Origin of the sequence: Klebsiella sp. HMSC16A12, assembly GCF_001808265.1 — a bacterium.
In the GTDB taxonomy this organism is placed as follows: Bacteria; Pseudomonadota; Gammaproteobacteria; order Enterobacterales; family Enterobacteriaceae; genus Klebsiella; species Klebsiella pneumoniae.
Map to the genome: position 1 here is coordinate 153520 of NZ_KV792611.1, position 19472 is coordinate 172991.

Below are 19472 nucleotides of genomic sequence, written 5' to 3' on the forward strand. Positions count from 1 at the left end.
AGTCCTTACAATAGGAGAGGCTCACCGGGCCGGGTTGCCCAATCCTTGTTATTTTTTGCCCATTTCTCTCCGTTCACTCCCTTTTGCCGGGAAATAGCGCATACTCAGGCTTTAAAACTTGCCTGAAAGGATCTTATGCGCGACGCTCTGTTCGATCTCTGCCGCCGGTTTGCCGATGCTCATGTCGATAGCAGCGGGGTGGCAGTTACCCCGGTTCCCGGTATTACTCTGGTGCGGGCCCTGCATCCTGGTGACCTGCAGGCGGCTATCGCCAGGCCGCTGGTGGCCATGCTGCTCCAGGGGCGTAAGAGCGTGACCACCGGCCTGGCCAGCTTTGACTATGGTCCGGGCGAGGCGATGGTGATTGCCGCGGATGTTCCCACTACCAGCCAGATCACCGAGGCCAGTCAGCGTTTTCCCTATTACGCGCTGGTGCTGGAGCTGGACCTGGCTATCCTGCGCGAGCTGCAGGAGGCCGGGCCGTCAGGGCCGGATGAGGCGCCCCGCGTTGGTATCGAACCGATGAACGCCGATGTGACGGATGCCGCTTACCGGCTGGCAAGGCTGTTTGATCAACCGGGGGCGCTGGCGGTGCTGGGGGAAGGTCTGCGGCGGGAGCTGCATTACTGGCTGTTGCAGAGTGTCCATGGGCCGGCCATCCGGGCGCTGGGCGCCGTAGACAGCCATTCGGCGCGGATCCGTCGGGCGGTGGCGATGCTGCGCCGGGATTTTATGCAGCCAGTCAGCGTCGACGCGCTGGCCGACGCCGCCGGGATGAGCGTCTCTGTCTTTCACCGTCATTTCCGCGCCATGACCACGCTGTCGCCGCTGCAGTTTCAGAAGCAGTTACGCCTGATCCACGCCCGCCGCCTGATGCTGGCGGAAGGGATGAGTATTGCACAGGCTGCCGGGGAGGTGGGCTATATCAGCGTGTCGCAGTTCACCCGGGAATACGCTCGCCTGTATGGCGCGCCGCCGGGCCGCGATCGTCGACGGGAAAAAATGAGCGCCTGACCTGGCGCGCGGGCTGCCGGCAGCTCATCCCTGAGCCTGACGCCGGTGGTTTAGTCCGCGATTTTCGCTGTGATATGCACTTTGTTGCCCATTCGCGCTTCAGTGATGCGATAGGTAGTCACGCCCTCGCGGGCGGCATGCTGGCGGATTTTGCTCTCCGCGTGGTCCAGGGTATCGCCGGTGGCGGTGATGGCTCTGGCATTTGCCGCCAGGGGCAGCAGACAACTCAATACGATCAGTGGAATTAACTTGTTCATCGTCATTCTGTCCTGTGAGAGAAAATCAGCGCGCGGTCTGCAGCCAGCCGGCAATGTCCTGGGTCGGCAGCTGGTGGCGGGCATTCCAGGTGTCGCCCATCGGCCACCACACGCCATCCCCCCGGGCGAAGGCGGCGCGATAGCGCAGCATGGCGTCATCCGGGTTTGTCCGCAGCTGCTCCAGCAGGGCGGGCAGGGTGTGGACGGCTTTGCTGAACGTCTGCTGCGTTACGCGCTCCACGGTATCCGCCAACTGCCGGTAAGAGGTCGTTTCGCCGGCAACAAACACCACCTCGTTGACGATCCGCGGCTGATGCAGATAAATCGCCGTGGTCAGGCGGCCAATATCCGCCGGTGAGGTGACGGTCACCTGGGTATCCCAGCTGCCAAGGGCGTGAAGGGTTCGGTTGGATAAATTCACTACATCGAAGTCTGCTTCGAAGAGAAAGCTGGTAAACATCCCGGTGGAGACAATGACCCACTCCGTGGCCCGCTGCGCGCGCAGCAGGGTCCGGACATCGTACTGCTCGTCCCAGACCGGCTGACCGCTGCCTTTGCCTACCACATCGTAATTGACGCCAAACTGCCAGGGAAAATAGCGGGGTACCCCGGCCGCCAGCACCGCGCGGGTAATTTTCAGCTGTGTCCCCGGACCGGCGACAAACCCCATGCAGTTAATCACGGTGGTGAATCCGCGAAACTGATCGGCCAGCGTCTCCATGGCGCTACCGGCGATGTCGACGGCGAGGAAGGTGGCTCCGGCGTCGGCCAGCGCCTGATGGTTTGCCGACCGCAGCTGGCCGGCTTCATCCCAGGCCGCCGGCGAGACGATGACCGAGACCGTGCCCTGGCGCTCGATTACCGCAGGCACCAGCGCATCAAGAACGGCGGCGCCCAGTTGTCCCGCTCCCAGCACCAATACCTTTTCCGCATGATTAAAATTATCAGTTTTCATTTTAACTCCTTGCTCAGTTAAGCCTTGTGTTGACGGGCTACAGGCTCAGTGTAGGGGGACGGTCGACATTCGATAAGTACAGCGTTTCGGGTTAGACTGTTCGTAATATTGGGATAATGAGCGCCGGGGGGGGAGGTAACGAAATGGACAAACTGGATGCCATGCAGGTCTATGTTGCGGTCGTGGATGCCCACAGCTTCGCCCGCGCGGCGGAGGTGCTCGGGCAGCCGCGCTCCACGGTATCGCGGGTGGTGAAGGAGCTGGAAGCCTGGCTCGGGGCGCAGCTTCTCCAGCGCACCACCCGCAAGCTCAGCGTGACGGCGGAGGGTCGCCGGTATTATGAGGAGTGTAAAAGGCTGCTGGCCGAGATGGCGGCGATGGAAGCCTCCTTTCCCGGGCGCTCGGCTCAGCCCGCCGGGCGGTTCAAGGTAGGGATGCCGCAATCCCTTGCCCGCCACTGCATTCTGCCGAGGATCGGCGAGTTTTTGCAGCAGTATCCCGACCTGGAGCTGATCCTCTGCTCAAGCGACAACGTTGAAGATATTATTCAGGAGGGATTCGACTGCGTGATCCGTACCGGGCGGATCGAAGATTCCACCACCCTGGTGGCGCGTCCTCTGGCCCGCTACCGCTGGATGGTCCTCGCCTCGCCGGCCTGGCTCGCGGCCCACGGCCGGCCGCAGAGCATCGACGAACTGCACCAGCATCGGGCGGTGGGCTACCTGAATCACCGTACCGGGCGGACCATCGACTGGCTTTTCTCCATCGATGAAGGCGACTGCGCGATCCGCATGCGGGAGACGCTGGTGGTCGACGATACCGATGCCTACATTCAGGCCGGCATTCAGGGGCTGGGCCTGATCCGCGTCGCCAGCTATCTGGCGCAACCTTATCTGCAGAGCGGGGCGCTGGTCGCCTGTCTGGAGCAGGCCGTTTCTGATCTTCCCTTGTCGCTGGTCTATCCGCAAAACCGCTATCTGCCGCCGGCGGTGCGCGCGTTTTATGACTGGAGCAGGCGCGTGCTGCAACCCCCGCACAGCGAGGCCTGATGCCGGGGCATCGGCCCGGTTATTGGCCGTGCATGGCCTGTTTTAACTTCGTCACCAGCCAGTTCAGCGCCGGATCCTGCGCCCGCCGTTTGTGCCGCAAAATGCACAGCGTAAATTCCGGATACGCTACCGGCGGAGCGTCCGCGCGCAGCGCATACTGCGCCTGCCAGCGCTGCGCCAGCCCCTGCGGGACGGTGGCGAACAGCGGCAGGGTGGTCAGCAGCAGGGGAAAGGTGGAGAAATTCTGCGTGGCAAAGCGCACGCGCCGCGCGAGCCCCTGGCTGGCGAGCTGGCGGTCAATTTCACCGTGGCCGGTTTCGCGATAGGCCACCATCACATGTTCCCAGGCGACAAAGTCGCTCACCGACAGCGGACCGCGGCAGGGGATCTGCTGCGGCGACCACAGGGTGGTGACTCCCATGGACATCACCGGCTCGCTGACCACCTCCCCACGGCTCTGTTTGTTGACAGACACCGCGACATCAATGCGCTCCTCCTCCAGCAACTGGCGAACCTGGAAGGGGTCGGCGGCTATCGACTGCAGTGAGACTCCGGGCGCCTCCTGCATCAGCCCGGGTAACAGCGGGGGCATCAGCCAGTGTTCGCTCCAGTCGCTGAGGCCGATGCGAAAAAGCTGCTGCGCGCGCGCCGGGACGAACTCTCCGGCGCCAAACATCGCCGAATGCAGGTTTTCCATCAGCGGCTGCAGGTCGGTCATCAGCGCTTGCGCCCGCGGCGTCGGCAGCATGCCTCTGGCGCTGCGGACGAACAGCGGGTCGTCAAACATCTCGCGCAGCCGTTTCAGCGCCCCGCTGATAGCCGGCTGGCCAAGATGGAGTACCTCTGCGGTGCGGGTGACGCTCCCTTCGCGGTACAGCACCATCAAGACTGTCAACAGATTCAGATCGATACGACTAAAATCATTTTCAATGATTTTGTTCATTATGATAATCAATTTGAATGTGGGTTATCCCGGCAGCATAGTGAATATCACCCCGATAAATCAATCAGCGCAATGCGCGCGGAGGGAGTGATGCAAACTTACCAGACAGGCGATAGCCTGATTTTCAAAGTGCCGGAGCGCGAGATTTCCCTGCAGCCGGCGGCGCTCTATCCAGAGGCGTTCCCGGTAGCGGAGGCGGAGGCCGTTATTCAGCCGATTGCGCTGTCAATCCACAGCTGGGTGGTGCAGACCCCCCACGATCTGATTGTTATCGATACCGCCACCGGCAATGGTCGGGAGCGCGGCGGCAATCCGCTCTATCATCAACTTAACACGCCGTATCTGGAGAATCTCCGCGCCGCGGGGGTGAACCCGGAGGACGTGACCCTGGTGCTACTGACTCACCTGCATACCGACCATGTCGGATGGAATACCGTCTGGCAGGACGATCGCTGGGTGCCGCTGTTTCCCAACGCCCGCTATCTGTGCTCGGCAAAAGAGCTGTCGCGGGTGAAAAACAGCGAACGCTACCGGGCGCTGTGGCTTGACAGCCTGCTGCCGGTGATTGAGGCCGGCCAGCTGGAGACCGTCGATGTGGCGACCCGGCCGCGGGTCGGCGGACGGATCGACTTTATTCCCACCCCCGGCCACAGTCCGGACCATGCCGCGCTGGTCCTCGCCGCTGGAGATGACTACGCCTGTTTCTCCGGCGATCTTCTGCATTCCCCGATCCAGTTTGCCCATCCGCAGTGGAATTCAGCGTTCTGCGGCGATCCCCGGCAGGCGGAAGTCTCGCGACGGGAGATGATGGCGTGGGGGGCAAGCCATCATGCTCAATGGTTCACCGGGCATTTTGCCGGGCCTTCCTGCGGCTGGCTGGAGAAGGATAAGCAAGGTGACTATCGCTGGCGAGAGGCCGGGAAACAGGCTGCAGATAAGGGGAACAGTGATGAATAATGCGCAAACCGTGTTGGTTTTTGGCGCCACCGGTCAGCAGGGCGGCTCGGTGGCGCGGGCGCTGCTGCACCGCGGCTGGCGGGTTCGGGCGCTGGTCAGGGATCCTTTCTCCGCCGGGGCCGCTGCGCTGGCGGCGCGGGGAGCCGAGCTGGTGGTGGGTACCTTTGAAGACCGGGCGGCAATGCGGTCGGCGATGGCCGGGGTCGACGGCGTCTTCAGCGTCCAGCCCAGTTCGCCGGGAGGGACGGTGACCGATGAGCAGGAGGTACGCTACGGGATAACCATCGCCGATCTCGCCGTCGAGTGCGCGGTGAAGCATCTGGTGTACAGCTCCGGCAGCGCGACGGGGGAGACGCCGACCGGCGTAGCGCATTATGACACCAAAGCGGAAATTGAACGGCATATTCGCCGCCTGCCGCTGGCGGCGACCATCGTGCGGCCCGCCACCTTTATGGAGCTGCTGGTGATGCCTGGTTTTGGCCTTGATGAAGGTCGTTTTCAATTTTTTATGCTGCCGGAGGGGAGAATGCAGGTGCTGGCGGTGGAGGATATCGGCCATCTTGTCGCGGCGGTTTTTGCCGCGCCGGCGCGGTTTGCCGGCAAGACGTTCGAGATCGCCAGCGACAGCGTGACCGGTTGTCAGCTGGAGGGGTTATTCTCCGCGGCGGCGGGACGGCCGATCCCCTATTCGCGATTTTCCGACGAGGTGCTGGCCGCCAGTCCTTTTCTGCACAAGCTGACCGGGCTGGTGGACGACGGGCGGCTGGCCGGGCACGCCGACCTCGACGCCATGCGCCAGCTGCACCCGCAGCTGCACACCTTCGCCGGCTGGCTGGCCGGCCCCGGCCGTCCCGCCTTCGAGCGGGCGCTGACCAGCGCGGCCAGCTGGGCGTTTGATCGTTAAAGGCGGGCGTTTCGTTAGCGCCAGGCGCGCTGTCTCGTCGGTGACCGGCCGCCGCTAGCCGGCAGTCAGGATCGCGTCGGCCAGCACCGCTAAAATCCGCTCTGCGCGCGGGGCATGGGACGGTTGCTCCCGCAGCCAGGCAAGCGCGGCGATCAGATCGAACAGCTCCTCTCCGCTGAGATCTGGCCGTGCCAGCCCGGCCTGCTGCGCGCGGGTCAGCAGCGACGTACCGGCGGCGCGCAGGGCAACGCAGGCGCTGTGCAGGGCGGACTCAGGATCGTCGATGGCGCTCATCAGCGGGGCGATGATCCCGCGATGCTGATGGGTAAACGCCACGCTCTCGGCCAGCCACTCCAGCAGCGCCGCGGCAGGATCGGCGGCGAGCAGAAGCGACTCAGCCCGGGCGGTTAGCGCCGCAAAGCGGCTGCGGAGCAGGGCTTCCAGCAGGCTGTCGCGGTTGGGAAAGTGGCGGTAGAGGGTTCCCATTCCGACGCCCGCCCGGCGGGCGATATCGCGCAGCGAGGCCTCAGCGCCTTGCTCCACAAAGACGTCCCGGGCCACCTCGATCAACAGGTCATAATTTTTTCTGGCATCAGCTCTCATTGGCGTTCCTTGACAATCGGAGCACTGCTCCATATATTCGGAGCGGTGCTCCGTTAAATATAACGCATTTCCATATGAGGAGAAAGCGATGTCGACGCAGATGATGAAGGCCGTTCAACAGCACGCCTTTGGCGGGCCGGAAGTCCTGAGCTATGAGGATGCGCCCATGCCGGTCCTGCAGGCCGGTGAAGTACTGGTACAGGTGCACGCGGTGGGCGTGAACCCGCCGGACAGCTATCTGCGCGATGGCTATCAACAGCTGCCCCCGGAGTGGCGGCCCGAGGTCCGCTTTCCCTTGATCCTCGGGACCGATCTCTCCGGGGTGGTGGTGGCGCGGGCGGATGACGTCCGGGAGGTGGCGGTCGGCGACGAAGTGTATGCTATGGCGCGTTTTCCCGAAGGGGCGGCAGGGGGCAGCCGCGCTTACGCCGAGTACGTTAGCGTGCCGGTCAGCGACCTCGCTCGCAAACCCCTAACCCTGAGCCATCAGCAGGCCGCCGCGGTGCCGATGTCGCTCCTCACAGCCTGGCAGTTCATGATCGATCCCGGGCATGAGGTGGCGAATCCGCTGCAGCCGGGGCCGCATCGGCCGGTGCCGCTGGCGGGTAAACGCGTCCTGGTCAACGGTGCGGCAGGGGGAGTCGGTCATTTCGCCGTGCAGCTGGCAAAGTGGCAGGGTGCCGAGGTGATTGCCGTCGCCGCGGGCCGCCATGAAGCCTTCTTACGTCAGCTCGGCGCGGATAGCGTTATCGACTATACAACCACCGCAGTGGAAGAGACGGTGCGTGACCTGGACCTGGTCATTGATGCGCCGGGCGGGCCGGCCAGCGGCCGTTTTTTGCGTACCCTGCGACCCGGCGGCGCGCTGTACCCGATCTTTCCGCTCGGCTTTGCCGGGGCGGAAGAGGCGCGACAGCGCGGAGTGACGGTCTCAACCACCCAGGTACGCTCCAGCGGCGCGCAGCTCGCCCGGCTTGCCGACCTGCTGGACGCCGGGGTCATCCAGGTTGCAATTGACAGCGTTTTCCCCCTTGCGCAGGCGCAGATGGCGCATGAGCGAGCAGCGCAGGGGCATCTTGAGGGCAAAATCGTGCTGTCGGTGATGGACTCGTCAGCCGGGTAATCCCCGACGGCCAGGGTTGCGTTTTTGCTTCTCCCGGCGGCGGACTAAAACAGCGCCAGCCGGGCAAGACGGTCCAGCGCGTTGCTCAGCGCCTCGTCCCCTGCGGTCAGGCTGATGCGAATAAATCCTTCCCCCCCTGCGCCAAAACCAGTGCCCGGCGCCACCAGAATATGCGCTTCCTGCAGCAGCAGACGGGCAAACTCCTGCGAACGGTAGCCGGGCGGTACGCCGAGCCAGAGGAAGAAAGTGCCTTGTGCGTCACGCGCCGGCCAGCGCAGCGCAGCCAGTCGACGCAGAACCCACTCCCGACGTTGATGATAGACCGCCGTCAGCTGCGCAATCCGTTCGGCCGGCAGGTTGAGCGCGGCGATCGCCGCATCCTGAATCGCGCCAAACACCGTACTGTAGCTATGGGTGTGCAGCTTTTTAAACGCCCGGATAATCGAGGCGTTGCCGACCGCGAAGCCGAAGCGCCAGCCGGCCATATTAAAGGTCTTGGAAAAAGTATAGGTTTCCACTCCCCATGCTTTCGCGTCGGGCTGGGAGAAGAGGCTCAGCGGCGCATCGCTGGCCGCGCTGCCGATGGCCGCATAGGCAAAATCATGGAGGATCGGCACCTGGTGACGACGAGCAAACTGCAGCGCGCTGGCGAACAGCGCCGGCGTGGCGAGGGCGCCGGTTGGATTATGCGGATAGTTAAGCACCACCAGCCCGGCCTTGTCAGCGACTTCCCGGGGAAGATCGTTAAAATCCGGCAGGAAATGGTTCTCCGCCCTGAGCGGCAGGCCATAAAACGCCGCCTGGGACTGCAGCGCCGCCGAGCGGTAAATCGGATAGCAGGGATCGGTGGAGATGAGGTATTGCCCGGGGCTGAGCAGCGCCCGCGGGATGCCGCCTATACCGATATGCGACCCCTGAAACACGGCGACTTCGCTGTGCGGATCGAGTTCCACATCATACTGCCGGCGATAGAACCGGGCGATCGCCTCGCGGACCTGTGGTTTGCCCCAGAACGACGGGTAGCCATGGTTTTCACGACGATGAATAGCGCTCTGCAGCGAGTCAATCACTTCCGGCGGGGTGGGTTGATCCGGACTGCCGCTGGAAAGATCGATCAGCGGCAGCGCTTCGGTGTTGACCTCCGCGGCCAGTTTTTCCAGCAGGCTGAACAGATTCTCTTCAAGGGCGTCCACCAGCGGCGAAGCAGTAAAATCAGGCATAACATTCCCGGTTTAAATCACGAATAATTGACCATCTTTAAGGGATTTATAGCGGCTGGCTAAATAACAATATACGCAAAAGATTCTTGTTTTTAAGATATGTCGGTATAGCAAAAGTTAATGAGGAATTAGCAAAAGGAAATTCGGCGTTCTGGCTTACAACCCACAATCGGCTGTGATTTAATCGTTCAATATCGCCAACCCTCCAGGAAAATACCTTATGAACAAGTCAGTTGCCCGCGGGATCGCTCTCGCCCTGTTGTCGGCCACCTCTTTTTATGCCGCCGCCGACGCTCATCTTATCCGCGTCGGCTTTAACCCCGGGCCGTATAAAGAACAATTTGAGAAAGGCGTCGCGCCCTATTTATTGAGTAAAGGGTATAAAATCGAATATAAGGATTTCAGCGACGGTATTCAGGTGAATGACGCGGTAGCCCGCGGCGATATCGAAGCGAATATTATGCAGCATCCGGTATATCTGAAAGCAATTAATGAGCGGCTGGGGATCGATAACGTGGGCATTGTGCAGGTCCCCACGCCGCCGATGGGGCTGTATGGTGGGAAACTGACCACCCTGGGGACCCCGGCGGCGGGCACCGTCGTGTCGGTACCAAACCAGCCGTCAAATGAATATCGCGCGGTACTGGTGCTGGAGAGCCTTGGCTGGGTGAAAATTAAACCAGACAGCGATCCGGCCACTTTTTCGCAGCGTAACATCGTAGATAATCCTTACAAAATTGTCCTAAAAGAGATGGATAATGCCCAGCAGGTTCGCGCTCTGCCGGACGTCGACTATGGCCTGATTCAGGGCAATTTTGCCGTCTCCAGCGGTATGTCCCTGACCTCGGCATTAAAGCTGGAAGCAGCCACCAGCCATTTTATTAATGTCGTGACCGTCGCCGGTAAAAATCAGAAGGCGCAGTTTGCCAAAGATATTATCGATGGCTACCACTCGGCCGAGTTCAAAAAATATATTCTCAGCCATCCGCAGTATGATGGTTACCTGCTGCCTGACTATTTAAAATGAATAACGCGATGATAGAATTTCGCCACGTCAGTAAAAGCTTTTCCAGGAAAGGACATCCGGTTCTGGCCTTGCAGGATATTAATCTCAGCATTGAGCGAGGCGATATTTTTGGCATTATTGGCTACAGCGGGGCAGGAAAAAGCACCTTATTACGGCTGATTAATCGTCTGGAAACGCCTGGCGAGGGCGAGGTACTGTTAAACGGCGAGCCGCTACAGGCCTGCAGCGGCCAGCGCCTGCAGGCCATCAAAAAAGATATCGGCATGATCTTTCAGAATTTTAATCTGCTGAATTCGAAAACCGTTTTTCATAACATCGCCATCCCGCTTATTTTACAGGGGCGCGACAAGGCCTTTATCCATGCGCGGGTGGCGGAACTGCTGGCGTTCGTCGATCTGAGCGACAAAATCCACAGCTACCCTAATGAGCTGTCGGGCGGACAAAAGCAGCGGGTCGGTATTGCCCGGGCGCTGGCCACCAACCCGTCGGTCCTTCTGTGCGATGAAGCCACCTCGGCGCTCGACCCCCACACTACGGTGCAGATCTTACTGCTTTTGCAGGAGATTAATCGTCGGTATGGTATCACCATCGTACTGATCACCCATGAGATGTCGGTGATCCAGAAAATCTGTCACAAGGTGGCGGTGATGCAGGCGGGCCGTATCGTTGAACAGGGGGCGGTTTTTGATCTCTTTGCTCAGCCGCAGCATCCGGTCACTGCCAGTTTCGTGCAGTCGGTGGTGCACGACCGCCTGCCGCAGCGGGTGGCGTCGTTCCTGCAGCGCGATAACGGCGCCCGGGCTTTACGCCTCGAATTTGTCGGCGCGACGGCGCAGCAGCCGATTATTAACCACCTGATCCGCGAGTATGCTGTCGAGGTGAATATCCTGTTTGCCAGCATGTCTGAAGTTCAGGGCCGGATTCTGGGATTTATGATTGTGCAGCTTCTCGGCGAGCCTGACGAAACCGACCGCGCCATCACCCATCTGGTCGATGCAGGAGTGAAAATCACCCATGTTTGATCTTATTGATACCGCCATCACCGGGGATCAGTTTCTGCTGGCGCTGCATGACACGCTGATTATGGTCGCCGTCTCGCTGGGCTTTGGCGCGCTGATCGGCGTCCCACTGGGGATTGTGCTGGTGGTTTGCCGTCCCGGCGGCATCGTGGCCAACCCGGTGGTGCATCAGGCGCTGAATCCGCTGATTAACGTGCTGCGCTCGCTGCCGTTTATCATTTTGCTGATTGTGATCCTGCCCTTTACCAGACTGCTGGTGGGCACCACTATCGGCACCGCGGGAGCCATCGTGCCGCTGATCGTCTTTGTCGCCCCCTACATTGCCCGATTAGTGGAGAGCTCGTTGCTGGAGGTGGATGAGGGGATCCTCGAGGCCGCGGACGCCATGGGCGCAACCCCGCTGCAGACTGTCTGGCACTTTATGCTGCCGGAGGCGGCGGCATCGCTGATTCTGGCCCTCACCACGGCGACCATCGGTCTGCTCGGCGCCACAGCCATGGCGGGTACAGTGGGCGGCGGGGGAATCGGGGATCTGGCTATTACCTATGGCTATCAGCGCTTCGACGCTTTCGCCACCCTCACTACCGCCCTGGTGCTGATTGTTATTGTCCAGCTTATTCAGACGCTGGGGACCCGCCTGGCTCGCCGGCTGCGTCGCGATTAATCGCTCTACCGCGCCGGGGTTGACCCGGCTAGCGTGCGCAGACCGCGGCGAAGGCGCTGGCTACCCGCGCAATATTGCCGTGGTTGAGCCCGGCCACGCAGACCCGACCGCTGGCGATCAGATAGATGCCATGCTCTTGACGCAGAACGTCTACCTGATCGGCGCTAAAGCCGGTGTAACTGAACATGCCGCGCTGGGTCAGCAGATAGGAAAAATCCCCCGCCGGCAGGGCTTCCTGCAGGGCCTTCACCAGCGCGACGCGCATGGCGCTGATGCGGGTGCGCATGGCCTCCACTTCTTCCTGCCACAGGGCATTCAGCTCGGGATCGTTGAGCACCTGCGACACCACCTGGGCGCCAAACCCCGGCGGGCTGGAGTAGTTGCGGCGCACGGTGGCTTTCAACTGGCCCAGCACGCGCCCGGCGGCATCGGCGTTGTCACAGACCACCGACAGGCCGCCGACGCGCTCGCCGTACAGCGAAAAAATCTTCGAGAACGAGTTGCTGACCAGCGCCGTCAGCCCGGCGCTGGCGATGGCGCGAATGGCATAGGCATCTTCATCCAGCCCGCGGCCAAAGCCCTGGTAGGCAATATCGAGGAACGGGATCAGCTCCCGGGCGATCACCACCTCAATCACCCGATCCCACTGCTCGGGGGTGAGATCGGCCCCCGTCGGATTATGGCAGCAAGGATGGAGCAGCACGATGCTGCGCGGCGGGAGCTGCTGGAGGGCGGCAAGCATAGCGGGGAAATTGACCCCGCGGGTGGCCCTGTCGAACCAGGGATAGGTATGCACCTCGAAGCCCGCCCCGGCAAAGATGGCCACATGGTTCTCCCAGGTCGGATCGCTGACCCAGACCGCGGAGTCGGGGAAGTAGCGCTTGAGGAAATCTGCGCCCACCTTCAGCGCGCCGGAGCCGCCCAGCGTCTGGATGGTGGCGATGCGTCCGGCACGCAACGCCGGATGATGTTCGCCAAACAGTAGGGTCTGGACGGCGCGGCGATAGGGCGCCAGTCCCTCCATCGGCAGATAGAGGCTGGCCTTTTGCAACTGGCTCTGCAGCCGGTCAGCGGCCTGACGGACCGCCTCCAGCTGAGGAATGATGGCCTGCTCGTTATAGTACAGCCCGATGCTGAGGTTAACTTTGTCTGCCCGGGGATCCTGTTGAAAGGCTTCCATCAGGGACAGGATAGGATCGCCCGCGTAGGCGTCAACGTTCTGGAACACAGTGGTTACTCCTGAAATGACCGTTAAAGGTGAAGCCATTACACCGCATAGCGTCCGGGGCGGTGGTTCATGGCGATAATCGAATTCAAAATCACGGCGCCGAGGACAGAGACCAGCAGCATCGGCAGGCTAACCACCCACAGCGAGGCGGTGACGATGCAGGCGTCCACTACCATCTGGAATTTACCGGCGCTGATGCCGCTTTTATCCTGCAGATAGAGGGCCAGAATATTGACGCCGCCGAGACTCGCTTTATGGCGGAACAGCACCACAAAGCCGATGCCGACCATGATGTTGCCGAAGAGGGTGGCGTAATAGGGGTTCAGGCGATCGACATGGATAAAGTAGCCGTGCAGGTCGGAGAACAGCGACACCAGTCCGACCGCGCAGAAGGTTTTCAGCGTGAAGGCGGCGCCCATCCGCCGGACGGAGAGCCAGTAGAAGGGCAGATTAATGGCGAAGAAAACCACGCCGAACGGCAAGTGGGTGGCGTAGTGGATCAGAAAGGCCATGCCCGCCGTCCCGCCGGTCAGGGCGCCAACCTGGCGAAAGAGGATAATGCCAAAGGAGATCATCAGCGTGCCGAACAGCAGCGCCAGGGCATCCTCCAGCCAGGTGTGGGTCAGTTTTTCAGGGGAAAGGACGTTATCCATAAATAAGCACTATCTTTTCGTTAACAAGGATAAGCTCTTGTTTGCAAAAATCGCACCAGAGGAGCGTGCCCTGGCGAGCGTTTGCGGAAAAAATAGCCGTGGTTTAGCCTAACCTGTTGTTCTGACAGGAAGAGGAAATTGCACGGGTCGTGCGCTTTATGGTTTCCGAATGCGTGAATTGTGCGAATTTGCCGCTTGTCGCGCATTGTCTGGCCCCGCGTCTGCACCAGCGCAGGGCACTGTGCCCCGGTTCAGCGCAGCGGGGTCGTGCCCGGCATCAGCTGGCCGTTCTCTTTAAGGCGGTTGAGCACGACGGCGGTTTTCAGATGGGCCACCCCTTTGTTTTGCGCCAGAATATGGCTGATCAAATGGCTCAGACCGGGCAGGTCCGGGACCGTTACCCGCAGCAGATAATCGGCGTCGCCGGTGGTTTTCCAGGCGTCCAGAATGGCGTCCACTTCACTGAGCATCTGATGAAAGCTCTCCACGCATTGCGGGGTGTGATTCAGCAGACGCACCTCAATCAGGCCAAGCATCTCCTGCCCGGCGGCATCCGGCGCCAGACGCGCATGGTAGCCGAGGATAAGCTGTGCCTGTTCAAGGGCGATACGGCGGCGCGAACACTGGGAAGCGGACAGGCCGATAAGCTCGCTCAGCTCCTGATTGGTTAAACGGCCATTGGCCTGCAGCAGGGTAAGTATTTTCAGATCATAGTCGTCGATGTTGTACATAGTGGCCACTAGCGGAACGTAAAAGTGGCTACCAGCCTAACAGTTTTTTGCCTGGCGTGAAGCCTGAGCGGACGGCGGCAAACCGGGTGCACCAAAACGGGTCAGGTTCATGCATTAATCCGCTCTTTTTCTCATGATCTGTGCGTTATCTGGCCAGTTTTCGCGTGTGATGCGCCAGGTCGGCGCCGACATGACCAGCTACCGGAACTGATTTGAAAAGAATATTTGAATATATTTCAATTAATTAATTTTTGTCTGACGCTGCAAGACGCTCCGCTGGCCTGAAAGTTGCTACCGGCGAACGTGACTTTTTACAGACAGGGGCAGGTCAGAGATGACAACGCAGCAAGAGCATCAGTTAAAACGCGGGTTAAAAAACCGCCACATCCAGTTGATCGCCCTCGGGGGGGCGGTCGGCACCGGACTGTTTTTAGGTATCGCGCAAACGATCCGTATGGCAGGCCCGTCGGTCCTGCTGGGGTACGCCATCGCCGGGGTTATCGCTTTCTTTATCATGCGTCAGCTTGGCGAAATGGTGGTAGAGGAGCCGGTGGCGGGGTCGTTCAGCCATTTCGCCAACCGCTACTGGGGGCCCTTCGCCGGGTTTATGTCCGGCTGGAATTACTGGGTGTTGTACGTGCTGGTAAGCATGGCGGAGCTGACGGCGGTGGGGATCTATATTCAGTACTGGTGGCCGGAGGTACCCACCTGGCTGTCGGCGGCGATCTTCTTCGTGGCGATCAACGCCATCAACCTGACGCACGTCAAAGTGTATGGCGAGCTGGAGTTCTGGTTCTCGATTGTCAAAGTGGCCGCCATCATCAGCATGATCGCCTTTGGCTGCTATCTGTTATTTAGCGGTCACGGCGGCCCGGCGGCGACGGTGGCCAACCTGTGGCAGGACGGGGGATTTTTCCCTAACGGCATCACGGGCTTGGTGATGGCCATGGCGGTGATCATGTTCTCCTTCGGCGGGCTTGAGCTGGTGGGGATCACCGCGGCGGAAGCCGACGAACCGCATAAAACCATTCCCAAAGCCACCAACCAGGTGATCTACCGTATTCTGCTGTTTTACGTGGGGTCGCTGGCGGTCCTGCTGTCACTCTACCCGTGGCGGAACGTCGTGGAAGGGGGAAGCCCCTTTGTGCTGATCTTTCACGCCATTGACAGCAATATTGTGGCCAACGCCCTCAATCTGGTGGTGCTCACCGCCGCGCTGTCGGTCTACAACAGCTGCGTCTACTGCAACAGCCGGATGCTGTTCGGCCTGGCTCAGCAGGGCAACGCCCCGCGTGCGCTGCTGCGGGTGAACCACCGCGGGATCCCATTGACCGCCCTGGCGGTATCCGCCGTCGCCACGGCGCTTTGCGTGGTGATTAACTATGTGATGCCCGGGAAAGCCTTTGCCCTGCTGATGGCCCTGGTGGTGGCCGCCCTGGTCATCAACTGGGCGATGATCTGCATCACTCATCTTAAGTTCCGCCGCGCCATGCAGCGGGCGGGGAAGGTAACGGCTTTCCAGAGTTTCGCCTATCCCCTGACAAACTGGCTGTGTCTGCTGTTTCTCGCCGCGATCCTCGGGGTGATGTATCTGACCCCGGACATCCGCATCTCCGTCTGCCTGATCCCGGTATGGCTGCTGATCCTTGCTGCAGGCTATCTGCTGCGCAGGAAAAGCGCGCCGGCGCCGGTGGCGGCGCTTGAGGAGCGTTAATCTGCGACGCCCTGCCTGGCGGCAGGGCGATATTATTGCGCTGAAAATATATAGCGCCAATATATAGGATGGTTTATATAATTACGATAAATGATAACTAACAATATCACGCTGAATATAAATTAGAATGTGAGGAGACCGCGCGCTTTTTATTGATCTTGCGTACCGCTTTGCTACTATCCAGCCGGCATTGAGACTGTATTTAATAATGCCTGGAAATGGAATAGTAAAAACCATAATGGAGTAGGGTATGAAGCATGTGCACAAGCTGGCCTGGATAGGCCTGTTCGTCAATATTATTATCTGTTTTGTCGCGCGAAATTTATTACTTGATGAAGGACAGCTGAACTTCCATAGTCGGGCGGACGGCGTATGGTCCTGGCTGGTGCTGGCCCTGTTTATTGCCGTGGTGGTTCAGGCGATCAGCATAATGCTGTCAGGCCGCTACCCTTATCTGGCCATCGTCCTGGCGTTTGTTGGCGGCATCGTGATGGTGCCCGCCAGCGTGATCTTTCTGGTGGGTAGTCTGTTCAGCTTGCAAACGCGGATTAACGCCGGATTTACGCCCTGGCGATCAACCACGGCAGTGGGCGAGGCTGATAACCAGCAGCTATTAACCTTTAATGCCTCAGGCTTTTATCCCCAAGGGGCGCTGGCGCTCATCGCCGGGATCATTATTTTAATGATTGGCATGGGGATAGGCGGAGTATTTATTGCCGCCGGTATTGTTGCGCTGTGCAATGGCTATCGTCTGCAAAATCGGGTGGTGATTGGCGTGAGCGGCGAGTCGATGATATTTACGCCGGGGCTTTATGCCGATACCTACGTTATTCCCTTGCGGGATGTTGCCGTAGTTGAACGCAGCAATAATGATGCGAAAGTCCGGCTGCTGATCCGTTCCAGCGGCAGAAGCTTCACGTTGCGTAAAAAACTGCTCGCCGGCGATAAGGTTAATGACGCCTTCGCCGCCATTCTGGCAAAACTGACTACCGTTTAATGCTGGCAGAATAGAGAAGCCGCCAGGCGGCGCGAGGCGTCCTGGCGGTGAAAGGTGGGGTTAGCCTGCGCGGCTACCGCACCAGCTTGTCTCTTACGAACAGCACTGCCTGTTAATCCACGTTAGTAAAATAATCGCGCGCGGCGGTCTCGACGCGTTTCGCATCCAGCCCGGTCTTCTCAGTGATCTGTTCGATAAACGATTTAAATTTTTCGCTCATCACGTTACCCCCTTCCCAGTGGGCGACGTAAAATTTGCACTGATAGCGATAAAAATGGAGAGTGGTATCTCCTAACGTGTAATACATGCGCTTCTCCTGTCCGGTAGTACGGTTGCCGCGTCCACAGCGTCAGCAACCTCTTTCTCATTACGATCGATCTGCATTCTATCCTCCTCCCAATTGGCTGAAATTTCCAGCGGTGCTTTGCACCATGGAGCAGGATAAAGCAATGTTAATCTGCGGATAGATAGTGATTTTTTCTAAGGTGGCGCAAAAGTAGCGGTTACCTGCGGGCCGCGCAGGTAACCGGAGAACAGGGCGGATTAGCGCAGCGTGTTGCGCTCGTCGTCGGACAGGTCCAGGGTCTGCACCATACCACTTTCAGCAGAGCGCACCGCCGCTTCCAGAACGGCCATCACCGCCAGCGCTTCCACCGGCGGCACCGGATTGGCGATCTGGCCCTTCAGCGCATCGCGGATCAGCATATAGTACTGGCGCTGATCGCCCTGCGGGGTAGCCTGCGCGTGGGCCTGCAGCGAGGCATCATAGATAACCAGCGGGTCGTCATCCTGGCCCCAGCCGGCGCTGCCCGGTACCACGCCCGCCAGCAGCTGGCTCTCCTGTTGGTCGGCCCGCGCTTTGATAACGCTACCTTTATCGCCGTGCACGGTGAAGCGCGACGAGCCGCCCGCGACCAGCATGCTGCAGTGCAGGATCACTTTATGCGCCGGGTAGTTTAATACCACATGCGCCCAGTCGTTGATCTCCGCCCCGTCGCGCAGGGTGGCTATGTTACCTTGCACCGACTGCGGCAAACCAAATAGCTGCAGCGCCTGGTCGATCAGGTGCGGCCCCAGGTCGAACCACAAGCCGCTGCCCGGGACGTTCTGCTCGCGCCAGCGGACGCGGACTTCCGGGCGGAAGCGGTCGAAATGCGACTCGAAATGTTTCACCGCGCCGAGGGTGCCTTGCTCAATCACCTGACGGATCCCGAGATAGTCGCTGTCCCAGCGGCGGTTATGGAAGACGGAGAGCAGACGCTGTTTCTCCTCCGCCAGGGCGATCAGCTCCCGGGCCTCCTGCATATCGAGGGTAAAGGGCTTATCCACCACCACATGTTTGCCGGCGTTCAGCGCCAGGCGGGCCAGCGGGGCGTGCGTGGCGTTAGGAGAGGCGATGACCACCAGGTCAACGTCCGGATGCTGGACCGCAGCTTCCGGGGAGGCGATCACCGTGACGTCCGGCAGGTCGCGTTTGACCTTCTCTTCATCGCGGGAAGCGACGAACGCCAGGTTCAGCCCCGGCACCGAACGGATAAGCGGCGCGTGGAAGGTCTTACCGACGAATCCGTAGCCAATCAGGGCGATATTTATCGTGTTGTTACTCATCAGGTTCTCCACGTTGTTAAGCGTCAGCAATATGTACAGAGAGGGCGGGGTCATCCCCCAGCTCAGCCCAGGGACGATCAAGAAAAAGATGGTGAATGTCGCTGAGCCCGGCCACCCGCCACGGTTCGCAGCGGTTGAGTTTGGTATGGTCCGCCACCAGCCAGTGCTCGGCGCTGGCGGCCAGCATGGCGCGTTTAACGTCGGCATCAGCTTCCTGGCTGGCGCTCAGCCCCAGCCCGGCATGGAGCGCGCAGGCGCCGAGAATGGCGATATCGGCCCGGTAGCGGGTGACCAGCGCCAGGGTGGCGCTGCCGGCGAACAGCCGTTGTTTACTATCCCACTGGCCGCCAAGCAGGATCAGCTGGATATCGGCACGGTCGCTGAACAGCTGAGCGATATCCAGAGATGCCGTGATCACGGTCAACGGCCCTTTCAGCTGGGCTGCCACCGCCAACAGCGTGCTTCCGGCGTCGAGAAACAGCGTCGAGCCAGAGGGAATGCGCGCGGCGACCTGCTGACCCAGGCGCTGCTTGGTCTGGGTGAGAAGAGCGTTTCTGCCCTGGCGCGTCATGGCCGGGACGTTAAGGGCGATGGCCCCGCCGTGGCTTTTCTGCAGCACGCCCTGTTGTTCCAGGTCGCTCAGATCGCGGCGAATGGTATCGGCCGACACCTGCAGCTCTGCAACCAGTTCGCTGATGCTCAGCTGACCGGTTTCGCTAAGCCTGTCGAGAATATGTTTTTGCCTGGCGAGCTTATGCATGGCTATTGACTCCGCAAATTAACGCAATAAACAGCATAATACAGCA

21 protein-coding genes are annotated in these 19472 nt (G+C 60.3%); 10 read left to right on the plus strand and 11 right to left on the minus strand.

Annotated features, from left to right (window positions below; all coding sequences use genetic code 11):
• The first annotated feature begins 135 nt into the window (after nt 1-135).
• Nucleotides 136-1014 (plus strand): AraC family transcriptional regulator, encoded by an 879-nt coding sequence (locus HMPREF3140_RS13965; protein ID WP_004151595.1) that lies wholly within the window; start codon nt 136-138, stop codon nt 1012-1014.
• Between the two features lie 50 nt (nt 1015-1064).
• Here HMPREF3140_RS13965 and HMPREF3140_RS13970 read toward each other — a convergent pair whose 3' ends face one another.
• Together HMPREF3140_RS13970 and HMPREF3140_RS13975 are read right to left on the minus strand one after the other, a co-directional pair.
• Complete coding sequence (locus tag HMPREF3140_RS13970; RefSeq protein ID WP_070553011.1) at nt 1065-1271, minus strand: YdgH/BhsA/McbA-like domain containing protein; 207 nt, start codon at nt 1269-1271, stop codon at nt 1065-1067.
• 25 nt (nt 1272-1296) lie between these two features.
• The gene (locus HMPREF3140_RS13975; RefSeq protein ID WP_032411403.1) at nt 1297-2226 is read right to left on the minus strand and encodes an aromatic alcohol reductase; all 930 of its coding nucleotides are present in this window, start codon (nt 2224-2226) and stop codon (nt 1297-1299) included.
• A 143-nt stretch (nt 2227-2369) separates the two neighbouring features.
• On the opposite strand from HMPREF3140_RS13975, the gene HMPREF3140_RS13980 reads away from it, so the two are divergent.
• Nucleotides 2370-3275 carry a LysR family transcriptional regulator gene (locus HMPREF3140_RS13980; RefSeq protein WP_032411405.1) on the plus strand — a complete coding sequence of 302 codons (906 nt, stop codon included), beginning with the start codon at nt 2370-2372 and terminating at the stop codon, nt 3273-3275.
• Between the two features lie 19 nt (nt 3276-3294).
• Here HMPREF3140_RS13980 and HMPREF3140_RS13985 read toward each other — a convergent pair whose 3' ends face one another.
• On the minus strand, nt 3295-4218 hold the full coding sequence (locus tag HMPREF3140_RS13985) for a LysR family transcriptional regulator (protein ID WP_032411407.1): 924 nt from the start codon (nt 4216-4218) through the stop codon (nt 3295-3297).
• A gap of 87 nt (nt 4219-4305) precedes the next feature.
• Between HMPREF3140_RS13985 and HMPREF3140_RS13990 the strand changes: the two genes are divergently transcribed.
• Nucleotides 4306-5175, plus strand: coding sequence for an MBL fold metallo-hydrolase (locus tag HMPREF3140_RS13990; RefSeq protein WP_020324664.1), 870 nt, complete (start codon nt 4306-4308; stop codon nt 5173-5175).
• Complete coding sequence (locus HMPREF3140_RS13995; RefSeq protein WP_070553012.1) at nt 5168-6079, plus strand: NmrA/HSCARG family protein; 912 nt, start codon at nt 5168-5170, stop codon at nt 6077-6079. The genes HMPREF3140_RS13990 and HMPREF3140_RS13995 overlap by 8 nt, the downstream gene beginning before the upstream one ends.
• A gap of 54 nt (nt 6080-6133) precedes the next feature.
• Here HMPREF3140_RS13995 and HMPREF3140_RS14000 read toward each other — a convergent pair whose 3' ends face one another.
• A complete protein-coding gene (locus HMPREF3140_RS14000) occupies nt 6134-6682 on the minus strand; it encodes a TetR/AcrR family transcriptional regulator (protein WP_004179582.1) in 549 nt (182 codons plus the stop codon).
• 88 nt (nt 6683-6770) lie between these two features.
• Here HMPREF3140_RS14000 and HMPREF3140_RS14005 point away from each other — a divergent pair, with 88 nt between their 5' ends.
• Nucleotides 6771-7805 carry an NADP-dependent oxidoreductase gene (locus HMPREF3140_RS14005; protein WP_020804016.1) on the plus strand — a complete coding sequence of 345 codons (1035 nt, stop codon included), beginning with the start codon at nt 6771-6773 and terminating at the stop codon, nt 7803-7805.
• Between the two features lie 44 nt (nt 7806-7849).
• On the opposite strand, the gene HMPREF3140_RS14010 is transcribed toward HMPREF3140_RS14005, so the two are convergent.
• Complete coding sequence (locus tag HMPREF3140_RS14010) at nt 7850-9025, minus strand: aminotransferase class I/II-fold pyridoxal phosphate-dependent enzyme (protein ID WP_004148182.1); 1176 nt, start codon at nt 9023-9025, stop codon at nt 7850-7852.
• A 220-nt stretch (nt 9026-9245) separates the two neighbouring features.
• Here HMPREF3140_RS14010 and HMPREF3140_RS14015 point away from each other — a divergent pair, with 220 nt between their 5' ends.
• From HMPREF3140_RS14015 to HMPREF3140_RS14025, 3 genes are read left to right on the plus strand one after another with little or no spacing between them, the layout of a single operon-like run.
• Nucleotides 9246-10052 (plus strand): MetQ/NlpA family ABC transporter substrate-binding protein, encoded by an 807-nt coding sequence (locus tag HMPREF3140_RS14015; protein WP_002902393.1) that lies wholly within the window; start codon nt 9246-9248, stop codon nt 10050-10052.
• Nucleotides 10053-10060: 8 nt separating this feature from the next.
• A complete protein-coding gene (locus HMPREF3140_RS14020; RefSeq protein WP_032102808.1) occupies nt 10061-11074 on the plus strand; it encodes a methionine ABC transporter ATP-binding protein in 1014 nt (337 codons plus the stop codon).
• Complete coding sequence (locus tag HMPREF3140_RS14025; protein ID WP_002902397.1) at nt 11067-11735, plus strand: methionine ABC transporter permease; 669 nt, start codon at nt 11067-11069, stop codon at nt 11733-11735. The genes HMPREF3140_RS14020 and HMPREF3140_RS14025 overlap by 8 nt, the downstream gene beginning before the upstream one ends.
• 28 nt (nt 11736-11763) lie before the next feature.
• Here HMPREF3140_RS14025 and HMPREF3140_RS14030 read toward each other — a convergent pair whose 3' ends face one another.
• The 3 genes from HMPREF3140_RS14030 to HMPREF3140_RS14040 form a co-directional block, all read right to left on the minus strand.
• Nucleotides 11764-12963 (minus strand): amino acid aminotransferase, encoded by a 1200-nt coding sequence (locus HMPREF3140_RS14030; RefSeq protein WP_021313166.1) that lies wholly within the window; start codon nt 12961-12963, stop codon nt 11764-11766.
• Nucleotides 12964-13001: 38 nt separating this feature from the next.
• Complete coding sequence (locus tag HMPREF3140_RS14035) at nt 13002-13616, minus strand: YitT family protein (protein WP_032411412.1); 615 nt, start codon at nt 13614-13616, stop codon at nt 13002-13004.
• A gap of 251 nt (nt 13617-13867) precedes the next feature.
• On the minus strand, nt 13868-14347 hold the full coding sequence (locus HMPREF3140_RS14040; protein ID WP_002902405.1) for an Lrp/AsnC family transcriptional regulator: 480 nt from the start codon (nt 14345-14347) through the stop codon (nt 13868-13870).
• A 334-nt stretch (nt 14348-14681) separates the two neighbouring features.
• Here HMPREF3140_RS14040 and HMPREF3140_RS14045 point away from each other — a divergent pair, with 334 nt between their 5' ends.
• Both HMPREF3140_RS14045 and HMPREF3140_RS14050 read left to right on the plus strand, forming a co-directional pair.
• Nucleotides 14682-16061, plus strand: coding sequence for an amino acid permease (locus HMPREF3140_RS14045; RefSeq protein WP_002902408.1), 1380 nt, complete (start codon nt 14682-14684; stop codon nt 16059-16061).
• Between the two features lie 250 nt (nt 16062-16311).
• Nucleotides 16312-17058 (plus strand): hypothetical protein, encoded by a 747-nt coding sequence (locus HMPREF3140_RS14050; protein WP_002902411.1) that lies wholly within the window; start codon nt 16312-16314, stop codon nt 17056-17058.
• Nucleotides 17059-17170: 112 nt separating this feature from the next.
• On the opposite strand, the gene HMPREF3140_RS14055 is transcribed toward HMPREF3140_RS14050, so the two are convergent.
• The 3 genes from HMPREF3140_RS14055 to HMPREF3140_RS14065 all read right to left on the minus strand — a co-directional run bounded on the left by HMPREF3140_RS14055 (nt 17171) and on the right by HMPREF3140_RS14065 (nt 19426).
• Nucleotides 17171-17365 carry a hypothetical protein gene (locus HMPREF3140_RS14055; RefSeq protein ID WP_004176404.1) on the minus strand — a complete coding sequence of 65 codons (195 nt, stop codon included), beginning with the start codon at nt 17363-17365 and terminating at the stop codon, nt 17171-17173.
• A gap of 236 nt (nt 17366-17601) precedes the next feature.
• Nucleotides 17602-18720 (minus strand): oxidoreductase, encoded by a 1119-nt coding sequence (locus HMPREF3140_RS14060; protein ID WP_020324627.1) that lies wholly within the window; start codon nt 18718-18720, stop codon nt 17602-17604.
• Nucleotides 18683-19426 carry a DeoR/GlpR family DNA-binding transcription regulator gene (locus HMPREF3140_RS14065; RefSeq protein WP_004213984.1) on the minus strand — a complete coding sequence of 248 codons (744 nt, stop codon included), beginning with the start codon at nt 19424-19426 and terminating at the stop codon, nt 18683-18685. Before HMPREF3140_RS14065 ends, HMPREF3140_RS14060 begins: the two co-directional genes overlap by 38 nt.
• Between the last annotated feature and the right edge of the window lie 46 nt (nt 19427-19472).